6 protein-coding genes are annotated in these 11,219 nt (G+C 69.8%); 3 read left to right on the forward strand and 3 right to left on the reverse strand.

Annotated features, from left to right (window positions below; all coding sequences use genetic code 11):
- Positions 1–84: 84 nt before the first annotated feature.
- Complete coding sequence (locus ACH413_RS07965) at positions 85–2,085, forward strand: ATP-dependent Clp protease ATP-binding subunit (RefSeq protein ID WP_360033474.1); 2,001 nt, start codon at positions 85–87, stop codon at positions 2,083–2,085.
- A gap of 57 nt (positions 2,086–2,142) precedes the next feature.
- On the opposite strand, the gene ACH413_RS07970 is transcribed toward ACH413_RS07965, so the two are convergent.
- A complete protein-coding gene (locus ACH413_RS07970) occupies positions 2,143–4,689 on the reverse strand; it encodes a hypothetical protein (protein WP_360033471.1) in 2,547 nt (848 codons plus the stop codon).
- Positions 4,690–4,954: 265 nt separating this feature from the next.
- On the reverse strand, positions 4,955–5,983 hold the full coding sequence (locus ACH413_RS07975) for an aldehyde reductase (protein ID WP_360033468.1): 1,029 nt from the start codon (positions 5,981–5,983) through the stop codon (positions 4,955–4,957).
- Between the two features lie 132 nt (positions 5,984–6,115).
- Between ACH413_RS07975 and ACH413_RS07980 the strand changes: the two genes are divergently transcribed.
- Both ACH413_RS07980 and ACH413_RS07985 read left to right on the forward strand, forming a co-directional pair.
- Positions 6,116–6,955 carry a helix-turn-helix transcriptional regulator gene (locus ACH413_RS07980; RefSeq protein ID WP_360033465.1) on the forward strand — a complete coding sequence of 280 codons (840 nt, stop codon included), beginning with the start codon at positions 6,116–6,118 and terminating at the stop codon, positions 6,953–6,955.
- A gap of 61 nt (positions 6,956–7,016) precedes the next feature.
- Positions 7,017–8,336: a hypothetical protein gene (locus tag ACH413_RS07985; RefSeq protein ID WP_360033462.1), complete on the forward strand. Its 1,320-nt coding sequence runs from the start codon at positions 7,017–7,019 to the stop codon at positions 8,334–8,336.
- A gap of 31 nt (positions 8,337–8,367) precedes the next feature.
- On the opposite strand, the gene ACH413_RS07990 is transcribed toward ACH413_RS07985, so the two are convergent.
- Complete coding sequence (locus ACH413_RS07990) at positions 8,368–11,121, reverse strand: BTAD domain-containing putative transcriptional regulator (protein WP_360033459.1); 2,754 nt, start codon at positions 11,119–11,121, stop codon at positions 8,368–8,370.
- Positions 11,122–11,219 lie beyond the last annotated feature (98 nt).

Here is an 11,219-nt window from a genome sequence, read left to right on the forward strand (position 1 = left end):
CTCCTGCCATCACTTCTGTGTTCTGGGCCCACGAGGCGCAGGATTGTAGGCGCAGGCCCCTCGATCGAGCGGAGATGGCGGCCGATGGCAGACGACTGGGTGTTCGGATTCGGGTCCTACTCCTGGGAGGACCTGGTCGGAAAGCTGTTCGGCGGACCGGAGGAACCGTCCGCGACGCGGCGCACCGACCGCTTCGGACGCGACCTCACCGCCGCGGCGCGGGACGGGCTGCTCGATCCGGTGGTCGGCCGGGAGGACGTGATCGACGAGGTGCTCGAGGTGTTGTCGCGGCGCACCAAGAACAACCCCGTCCTGATCGGCGATCCCGGCGTGGGCAAGACCGCCGTCGTCGAGGGCATCGCGGCCCGGATCGCGAACGGCGACGTGCCCGCCACGCTGAGCGGCAGGCGGCTGATCTCCCTGGACATGGCGGGCATGGTCGCCGGGGCGAAGTACCGCGGCGAGTTCGAGGAACGGCTGCAGGGCGTCATCGACGAGGTGTCCGCGACGGACCGGACGGTGGTCCTGTTCATCGACGAGCTGCACGTCGTGGTGGGCGCGGGCAGTGCGGAAGGCGCGCCGATGGACGCCGCGACCATGCTCAAACCGGTACTCACGACCGGACGGGTCCAGGTCATCGGCGCCACCACAGCCGAGGACTACCAGCGCTACATCGCGAGAGACGCCGCGCTGGAACGGCGATTCCAGCCGATCCAGGTCGCCGAACCGTCGGTCGACGAGGCGATCGCCATCCTGCGAGGCCTGCGCAACCGGTACGAGATGCACCACGGCGTGCGGATCTCGGACGAGGCGATCGTGTCCGCCGTGGAGCTGTCGGCCCGCTACGTCACCGACCGGTTCCTGCCGGACAAGGCCGTGGACCTGGTGGACCGCGCGGGTGCGCGCGTCCGGTTGCGGGAGAAGTCCCCGATGCCGGCGGACCCGGTGCGGCTCGAGCAGCGGGTGCGCCAGCTGGAGCGGGAGAAGGTCACCGCGCAGGACGGGGAATCCCTCGCTGACGAACTCGACCGGGCCGTGGCCGAGCTGGAGGCCGCCCGCGCCGCCCTGGCCGACGCACCCGAGGTCGTGGCGAACGACGTAGCCGAGGTCGTGTCCCGCAGCACGGGCATCCCGGTAGCCCAGCTCACCGAGGCCGAACGGCACCGGTTACTACATCTGGAAGACCACCTCCACCAGCGGATCGCCGGGCAGGACGAGGCGGTGGAGGCGGTAGCGGACGCGGTCCGCCAAGGCCGCGCGGGCCTCAAACACCCGAACCGACCCGTCGGCTCCTTCCTGTTCCTCGGCCCCACCGGCGTGGGCAAGACCGAGCTCGCACGAGCGCTGGCCGAAGCGCTGTTCGGCTCGGAGGACCGGCTGATCCGGTTCGACATGAGCGAGTTCTCGCAAGCGCACGCGGTCACGCGGCTGATCGGCGTGCCACCGGGCTACGCGGGCCACGAGGACGCCGGCCAGCTCACCGGCGCGGTCCGCCGCGCTCCGTACTCGGTACTCCTGCTCGACGAGATCGAGAAGGCCCACCCCGACGTCTTCAACACCCTCCTGCAGGTGCTGGACGCGGGCAGGCTCACCGACGCCGGCGGACGCACCGCCGACTTCACCAACACCGTCATCATCATGACCAGCAACATCGGCGCCGACCAACTCCTCGCCGCAGCCACCTCAGGCGTGCTGGCGGAGCAGCTGAGGGAACCGCTGATGGCGGCCGTCCGCCGCAGCTTCCGCCCGGAGTTCCTCAACCGCCTCGACGAGATCATCCTGTTCCGCGGCCTGAACGCCGCCCAGCTGCGCCAGATCACCGCCCTGCTGCTCGACCGCACCCGCCAACGACTGCGCGAGCAGAACATCACGCTGGACGTGGACGAGCAGGCCGTCGACTGGCTCGCCGCCCGCGGTTATGTGCCCGAGTACGGCGCGCGGCCGTTGCGCCGCACCATCGGCAGGGAGCTCGACCGGCGCCTGTCCCGTGCGCTGCTCGCGGGCGAGCTGCGGGGCGGGCAGCACGTCGTGGTGACGGTCACCGACTCGGACCTGACCCTGACGATCAGCGACACCCCGGACTGAGCGTGCAGCCGAAGACCAACCCGCAGCTGTACAACCCGTGTGTCTCCCAGTATGAAATTACTTGCTGGTGAGGAGCGCCAAGGTGGTCGCACCGTCGGACACCACCTGGGCGTTGGCGGACGCCACCACGGCTTCAAGTGCCTTGATCGCCTCCTGTTTCGGCCGCTCCAACTCTGCTCTCCGCTGAACCGAGCCAGACGTGAGTGCCCGATGGACCCACTCACCCAGCCGTAGGGCCGCCACAGCGGACAGCTCCTGGTGTCCGGAACCGACGACCATGCTGTACACCGCGATCACTCCGTCCACCTGGGCGTTCCGCAGGTCGGCGGTCTCGGCCGCCGACTGCCCGACCTCGGGCTGCACCCTGCTCTCCAGCACCTCGGCGATCTTCAGGGCGGCGGGTGCCCACACGTCGGCGGACAGGACGGATCCTGTGTAGGACAACAGACGCATGATCGAACCGGTCTCCTGCTGCGCCTCCGCGTGGGCACGTTCCAGCAGGACGTGGGGCCGCAGGTCGACCGCCTGCAGGCCGTCACGAACATAGCTTTCCTTGACACCAGGCGGTTCCAGTCCGGCGAAATGCTCCAGCAACAGCCGGTGCGCGAACATGTAGCCGCCGCCGACCTTGAGCATGAGAGTGCGGTCCACGGCGAAGTCGAGGAACCGCAACAGGTGCGCGGGCACGATGCCCGCGCGGGCCAGCAGCAGCCTGGCGAGCCAGTAGGCGACGACGCCGCGCCCGGAGTACCCGTATCCGATAGCGAGTCCGACGACCACACCGGTGACGATCCCCGGCACTCCGTAGAAGAAGCCGAGCACCGCCGCCACCGGCACGCCTGCCAGCAGCACGTACGCGGTGCAGAGCCACACCGCATCCCCCATTCCCGACCCGGACGGCCGATCGCGCAGACTGTTGCGCTTCCCGGCGAACGGATTCGTGGTGCCCGCTGTCACCAGGAAGCTCAACAACACGCCACCGGCCAGGCCGACAAGACCGCCGTGGAACACCGCGCCGAAGAACCTGTCGTCGCCCGTCAGCAACCGCACCACGCCCAGAACGAGGCCGCCCACCAGGCCGAACACGCCGCCGATCAGGCCCATGATCCCGGCCGTCAGCGTGCCGAAGAACGCCCAGTCCTCCAGGTCGTCCGCCAACTGGCTTCGACGGGTCAAGTGCCACGGGTACCTCAACTCGACCGCGTCGTCGAGCAAGGCCACCGCACCCACGACGAACCCGCTGACCAAGCCGAACCCGAGCCCGATCGGCCAACCGAAGAACAGTCCCATCGGCAGCCCGATCGCGGTACCGGATAGGAGTGCGGTGGGCACGGCCGTCGCCACCACCACCAACCGGCGCGATGATGTGGCCAGCCAGTTCGTGCCGACGGCCTCGAGGAAGAAGTAGGTCTCGAGTTCCTGTCCCAGCGCTCGGGCGAGGTAGGCGAGCATCCGCACCGCGTCCGGCGTCTCGACCTTCGGACCGCTCTTGCGCCTGGCGAAGGCGCGGTCGACGAAGGTCCTGACCAGCTCGGCCTGGCGTTGCTCCAGCGTGCCTTCCGTCGCGATGTCTCCGGCGGGCAACCCGTGGTAGGCGCGCACCGCGACGCTGAGCAGGAACGGGGTCCGCAACAACTCCCACAGCGACGGCTCACCGCGCAACGCCTCCCGCAAGCCCGCGAGCGGCTCGCCGAAGCGATCGAGGTAGTCCTCGGTCTGCGGACGCGTCAACGGCTGGATGAGCAGCGCGGTGTCGAGGGACAGGCGCAGGCCGAGCGCGTCGTAGTCGGCGATCCGGCTGGACACGATCACCGGCAGGATCTGGTGCGCCCGGTGGAAGTCGTCGATGGCCCGCGCACATGCGAGCCTGTGGCTGAGCGCGACTTCGTCGAGGCCGTCGAGCAATGGCAGCACGCGGTCGTTGCGGATCCAGTCCTCGGCCAGGTCCTTCGGCACCCCGTAAAGAGGTCCGGTGAGCTCCTCCACGAACCACACCGCGAGGGGTTTGCCACTCGCGGGCCAGGACGACAGCTGGAAAACCACGGGGATGGGCGCGACGTCGTCACGGCGCGCCTCGTCGAGCAGGTCCTCGAGGAAGGTGAGGAGCATCGTCGTCTTGCCCGCGCCGGGGGCGCCGAGCACGAGCAGTCCGCGGTGGCGGTCGACGACGTCGACCAGCGCGGTGTCCCTGTCGAGCTGGCGGGCGGCCTCGGCGCCGTGCTCGACGACGATGTCCCACGACCGCTTGAGCAGGTCAGGGCGCTCGTCCAGGTCGAGGTCGATCAGCGTGCGCCGGTAGAGCGACCTGTCGAGCACGCCTTCGATCCACACGGTCCGCAGGCGGGCGAGCATGGCCCGCCTGCTGAACGCGGCCCGGTCTCTGGACACCGGCTGCCGGACACCGTCACCGCTGTTGCCATGGAGCTTGATCGCCACCGGAATGCCGCCCACAACCAGCACTCCGAGAACCGGCCACGCGATCCACAGGTGAGGACGCCACTCCTCGGGCACGACCTCGGTGGCCAGGTTCGTCATGACCGCGACCAAAGCCGTGAGCACGTCGGCGATGATCACAACCCACAGCACCCGATTGTTGCCGCGCATGCACCACCTCCTGCCGCACAACACCCTAAAGCAGCAGATCAACGCCTTTAACGTCCCAGACACGTATAGAGCAATCCCCGTGAAGGAACTCGAGACGCCGGTGGAGCGCTGCTAGGTGTTCAAACCGGTGTATGACCCCGCAGGGCGAAATCATCGCGTTCGTCGGTTCGAAGGCACCTGAGCCTGGACCAACGTCCTGCAGGACGTCACGCGAACCCGCAGGAGTTGAGAGGTCCATAGTGGACTGCGCCCGAACAGTCGGTGATCAGGCCTTGACGAGCGACTTCCTGACCATGCTCTGCCCGGCCGCGATGACGGCCTCCGCGGCCGGACGTGGCTGCCAGCCGAGCAGGCGGCTCGCCTTGTCGTGGGAGATGACCTTCACGAAGCCGAGTTCGGCGGCGACCGACCTGAGGTCCGGGTTGACGCGGGCGGCGAGCTTGACCACGAAGTTCGGCAACGTCCGGGTGGGCACGTGCTGGGCGGCGGCACCGAGGTTGTCCTTCAGCAGTGCGCCGATGTCCTTCATGGCCGTCGACGGGCCGCTGGCGACCAGGAACCGCTGGCCCGCCGCCTCTGGTGCGGTCATGGCGAGGACGTGGGCCGAGGCCACGTCGCGGACGTCGACGATCGGCATCCACATGTTCGGGTAGCCGGGCATGTCGCCGTCGAGGATGCGTTGCACTGCGTGGTTGGCGCCTGAGATGTCCTTGCCCAGCACCGGTCCCATCACCGCCACCGGCAGCATCGTGACCAGCTCCATGCCGCGGCCCTCTGCTGCGACGAAGTCCCACGCTGCGCGTTCGGCGAGGGTTTTGCTCCTGCCGTAGGCGTCCATGCCGGGTCCATTGAGGACGGACCAGTCTTCTTCGGTGAACGTGCCGTGCGTGTGTGGGTGGCCGAATCCGACGGCGTGGAAGGCGGAGGTGAGCACCACGCGTCGTACGCCGGCATCGCGGGCCGCGCGGAGTACGCGCAGGGTGCCTTCTCGTGCGGGCCTGATGACGTCGTCCTCGTCCTTGACCTTCTCCAGGTGCACGGGTGAGGCGACGTGCAGCACGTACTCGCACCCGGCGACGGCTTCGGTCCAGCCGGTGTCGCTGGTCAGGTCTGCGGGGACGAAGGTCAGTGCCGAGTCGTCGGCCAGGCCCGCGTCGGCCAGCACGGCTCGGACGGTCTTCTCCTTGCTCAGCGAGCGCACGGTGGTCCGGACCCGGTGGCCCTCGCCGAGGAGCCGCATGATGATGTGGCCGGCGATGAAGCCGGAGCCGCCGGTCACCAGAACGTTGGTCATGTCGTCACTTTCCCTGGTCAGATGTGGTGTAAGACGATCGTTCGCCCGAACGTGTCCCGCTGCCAGGGCCCTGGTCAGCCTGGGGAGTGACAGGGCCCCTCACGGTCGTTGCCGTCGTCCTACGGTGGTGGCATGACCGACGACCCGAACCTGCTCGGCGACTTCCTGCGGGCCCGGCGTGAGCTCGTCACGCCGGAGCAGGCCGGCATTCCGGTGCACGGGGTGCGGCGCGTCTCGGGTCTGCGCCGGGAGGAGGTCGCGATGCTCGCGGGCATCAGCGCCGACTACTACCTGCGGCTCGAACGCGGCCGCGACCGGCATCCCTCGGTGCAGGTGCTCGAGTCGCTCGCGGGCGTTCTGCGGCTCGACGACGACACACGCGAGTACCTGCTCAGCCTCGCCGCCGACAAACCACGTCGGCGTCGGCGCGCCAAGAAGGAGACCGTTCCCGTTGGCACGGCCAAGTTCCTGGCGATGCTGCAATTCCCCGCGTTCGTCGAAGGGCGCTACCTCGACGTGCTCGCCGCCAACCCGTTGGCGACCGCGCTCTCGCCCCGGCTGACCGTGGGCGCGAACCGGCTGCGTGACGTGTTCCTCGATCCGGAGGAGCAGGCGATGTTCCCGGACTGGGAGATGGCCGCCGCCTACCTGATCGCGGGGTTCCGCCAGGCGGCCGGCACCGCCACCGACGACCCGCGCTTCATCGAGCTCGTCGGCGAGCTCACCCTGGTCAGTCCGCTCTTCCAGAGGCTCTGGGCACGCCACGACGTCCGGCCCCGCATGAGCGCCACCGTCCGGTTCGCCCACCCGCAGGTCGGCGAGATCACCCTCAACCGCGAGAAGTACCTGGTCTCCGGTACTGAGGGCATCATGCTCGTCGTCTACCACCCGGACGCCGGAACCGAGGACGCCGACAAGCTCGCCCTGCTGGGATCGGCGGCGGCGGCGGAACATTCGAGAACACGCCTCTGACCAGCGCACCCGTCTGGCAAAATCCGCCGCACCAAGCGGAACCACCAGGGGGAATTACGCCATGCAAAGCCGCACACGAAGAGCCGGAACCGCCGCGCTCGGCGTTCTGCTCGCCGCCGGACTGCTGGTGCCGACGGCCGCCGCGGCCGCCGAGCTGCCGACCAACATCAGCGTCGGGTCCAACGCGCTCTCGGTCGAGATCAGCCCCAACGGGGCCCTCGCGTACGTGACGAACGCGGCCGACCGCACGGTGTCCGCCATCGACACCGCGACCAGGACGGTCACCGGCACGATCGGCGTCGAGCCGCAGCCGGAGGGCATCGGCTTCAGCCCGGACAGCCGTACCGCCTACATCGCGCACGGCGACCTCACCGCCACCACCGGCAAGGTCTCGGTGATCGACACCGCGACCCGCACCGTGGTCAGGACCATTTCGGTCGCCCCGATGGGGCCGGCGGAGGCGGTCGTCGTGTCACCGGACGGCAAGAAGGCGTACGTCTCCGGGTACAACTACATGGCGGTGATCGACACCGCGACCGGCGTCTCCCGCGCGATCCGCGTCGGCAACAGCTACGGGGCGGACATCACGATCTCCCCGGACGGCTCCCGCGTCTACATCGCGGACTTCTACACCTCGAAGATCTGGGTGGTCAGCACCGCGACCGAGCAGGCGATCGCCACGGTGCAGCTGCCCACCGCGCCCAGCCACCTCGCCATCACGCCCGACGGCCTGCGCGTGTACGTCACCAGCTACCAGGCGAACAAGGTCTACATGATCTCCACGGCCGCGAACGCGGTCCACGCCACGCTGGACGTGCCAGGGAACCCGCTGGGCGTGGCCGCCGCACCGAACGGAAGCCGGATCTTCGTCACGGGTTATGAGGGACACACCCTCACGACGGTGAACGTGGAGAACAACGCGATCGTCCAGACCAGGCCGATCGGCCGTTACCCGCGATCGGTGGCGATCTCGCCGAACGGGCTGGAGGCCTGGGCGCTCCAGGACTACTACGTCACGGTCTTCGACGCCACCACCGGAGGCGAGCCCGGTCCCGACCGGGTGGTGCGCGGGGAGACCCTGACCGCCGGGCAGTCCCGGATCTCGCCCGACGGCAGGTACAAGCTGCTCATGCAGGGCGACGGCAACCTGGTGCTCTACGTCGTGGCGACCAACCGGGCGCTGTGGGCCAGCAACACCTACAACTCCGGCGCCATCCGCGCGACCCTGCAGCACGACGGCAACTTCGTCGTCTACGCCGCGAACAACGTGCCCAAGTGGAGCACCAACACCTGGTCCACCGCGGCCGACCGGCTGATCGTGCAGAACGACGGCAACCTCGTGCTCAACGGCCCCAACTCGACCCGCTTCTGGGCCCGCTGACCACCGGCGGTGGCCGCGCGAGCGGCCACCGTCACCCCGAACGCCCGGCGATGCGGTCGGCCGCGTGGTGCAGGTTCTGCCCGCGGTAGAGGTCGATGGCCTCCTGCCAGCACCGCTCCGCCTGATCACCCTCGCCCAGTTCGCGGTGCGTGTCTCCCAGCGCGGCAAGGGTTCCCGCCTCCCGGTAGGTGTTGTCGAGGCCACGCCACACCGCCAGCGCGCGCTCGTAGTGGTGCAGGGCCTGGCGGTGGTCGCCGGTGTTCCCGGTGATCGCGCCGAGGCTGTCCAGCGTGTCCGCCTGGCCGTACAGGTCGTTGTGCCGCAAGCACAACGCCAGCGCGGACTCGCAGAAGGCGCGCGCCCGCACGTGATGGCCGAGCCGGGTGTACGCGGCACCCATCATGCTCAGCACGCGGATCTCCCACTGCGTGTTCCCGCTGCGCCGGTACAGGTTCCTCGCCTCGGTGAGGTGGGCCAGCACGCCGTGGTCGTCCTTCTTCCACGTCAACGCCAGCGCGAGAACCACGTGCGCGCCCGCCTGACCGAGCGTGTCGCCGACCTGAGCGGACAGCGCGAGCGACTGTCTCAAGTGGAGCGATGCCTCCTCGTCCCTGCCCAGCGGCGCGTACACCAGGCCGAGCCGCCGGTGGGCGCGGGCCTGCACGGCGAGGTCGCCCAGCCGTTCCGCGGCGGCAAGCCCCACCTGCCAGGAGGCGATGTTGTCGTGCAGGTGCCCGCGGCGGTAGTGGAAGTTGTCCAGCGACCAGGCGAGCTGCCACACCACCGTGTCCCAGCCCGCGTCCTCGGCCGCGATCCGCGCCGCCAGGACGTTGCGGTGGTTGGCGTCGAACCACGCCATCACGGCCGCGCTGCCGGACATCGGGTGTGGCACGCAGTCGGCCGCCTCGAGTGCGATCGGCGGGTGTTGCCGGTCGAGCACCCTGCTGCCGTTGTGCGCGGTGTGCAGGTAGTAGCCGACGACTCGCCGTAGTGCCTTGTGCCGCAACGCTTCCGGCTCGTCCGTCACGGCGACGGCGTGTGCGTGCTGCCGGACCAGGTCGTGGAAGCGGTACCGGCCGGGCGCGGGTTCCTGCAGCAGGTGGTCGTCGACGAGACTTTCCAGCAGCCGTTCGGCTTCGGAGAGGTCGACGGCCGCGAGCGCCGCGGCGGCGTAGGCGTCGAAGTCCGGGCCGGGGTGGATGCCGAGCAGCCGGAACAGGCGCTGCTGCGGTGCGTGGAGGTGTTGGTAGGACAGGGCGAACGCGGCGGCGACACTGCGGTCCCCCGCCTCGAACTCGGTGAGCGGGGAATGGGCCTGGCGCAACCGGTTCGCGAGATAGCCCACCGTCCACGCGGGACGGGCGCGCAGCCGGGCGGCGGCGATGCGGATCGCCAGCGGCAGGTGCCCGCACAACGCGACGACCTCGTGCACCGAACCTTCGGCGCGACCTCCGGCAACGCTGATGAACAGGGCGACGGCGTCCTGCTCCGGCAACACGTCGAGCGACACGACCTGGGTGGCGTCGAGGTCGACCAGGCGGCGACGGCTCGTGATCAGCGTCAGGCTGCGGGACGTGCCGGGCAGCAACGGACGCACCTGCGCCGCGTCGGCGGCGTTGTCCAGCACGACGAGCACCGAACGGGTGGCCAGTTCGGCACGCCACAACGCCGCCCGCGCGTCCGGGTCCTGCGGAATCCGGTCGGGCGGCACGCCCAACGCCCGCAGCAACGCGTCCAGCGCCGTCATCGCCGTGACGGGACGGTGGCTGGACGCGTGGCCGTGCAGGTCGATGAACAGCCGGTCGCGGTAGTGCTCCGCGAACCGGTGTGCCGCGTGGACGACCAGCGTCGTCTTGCCGACACCGGCCATCCCGTCGATCGCCTGGATCACCACGGCCCGGCCCGCGGCACGCGCGGAGGCCAGCGCGGCGAGTTCGGCGTCACGGCCGGCGAAGTCCGCGATGTCACCGGGAAGGTCGTCACGGGCCGGTTCGCTCGCCGCGATGGCGGGCACGCCGAACAGCCGGGCGTCGTTGTCCAGCACCTGCTGGTGGATCTCGGACAGCCGCGGTGAGGGATCGAGACCGAACCGCTCGATGAGCGCGGTGCGGGCCCGCAGGTAGGCGTCGAGCGCCTCGGCCTGCCTGCCCGCCCGGTACAACGCGGTCATCAGCTGCCCCCACAGGCGTTCCCGGCCGGGGTGCTCGCCGGTCAGCGCGGAGAGCTCCTCGACCAGCGTCACCCCCGCGCCGGTCGCGAGGTCGGCGTCGACGCGGTCCTCGACGGCGCCGAGGCGCAGGCCTTCCAGCCGTGCGGCCTCAGCCCGCAGCACCGGCGTCACGGTGAACTCGCCATACGCCTCACCCCGCCACAACCTCAACGCGAGCGACAGCTGTTCGGCGGCGTCCGCGGGCCGTCCCGCGGCCAGGGCGTCGCGTCCCGTCTCGACGAGCCGTTCGAACCGACGGGCGTCGACGACATGCGGTTCGAGCCGCAGCACGTATCCCGCCGGGTGCGTGACGATCAGCCGGTCGACGGCGAGCGCACGGCGCAACCGCGAGACGTAGCTGCGCACGGTGCGGTGCGCGTCAGGCGGGGATTCCGGTCCCCACAACGCTTCCACCATCGTGCCGACGGTCGTCACCCTGCCCGCGTTCGCCGTCAGCAACGCGAGCAGCGTCCGGATCCGCGGACCGCCCAGGTCGAGCACCTCGTCTTGCACGCGCACCTCGAACGGCCCCAGCACCTGGAACTGCGGCTGCAGTGCGACGGAGTCCGCTCCCACGCAAGACAAGGAGTTGGCCGAGCCGGCCGGGATACCGTCGTGGACGAGGCAGACCACCGCTTCCGTCGCGAGGGGACGAATACCGCCTATCAGCGAGA

The organism is Lentzea sp. NPDC020367 (genome assembly GCF_044387305.1).
In the GTDB taxonomy this organism is placed as follows: domain Bacteria; phylum Actinomycetota; class Actinomycetes; order Mycobacteriales; family Pseudonocardiaceae; genus Lentzea.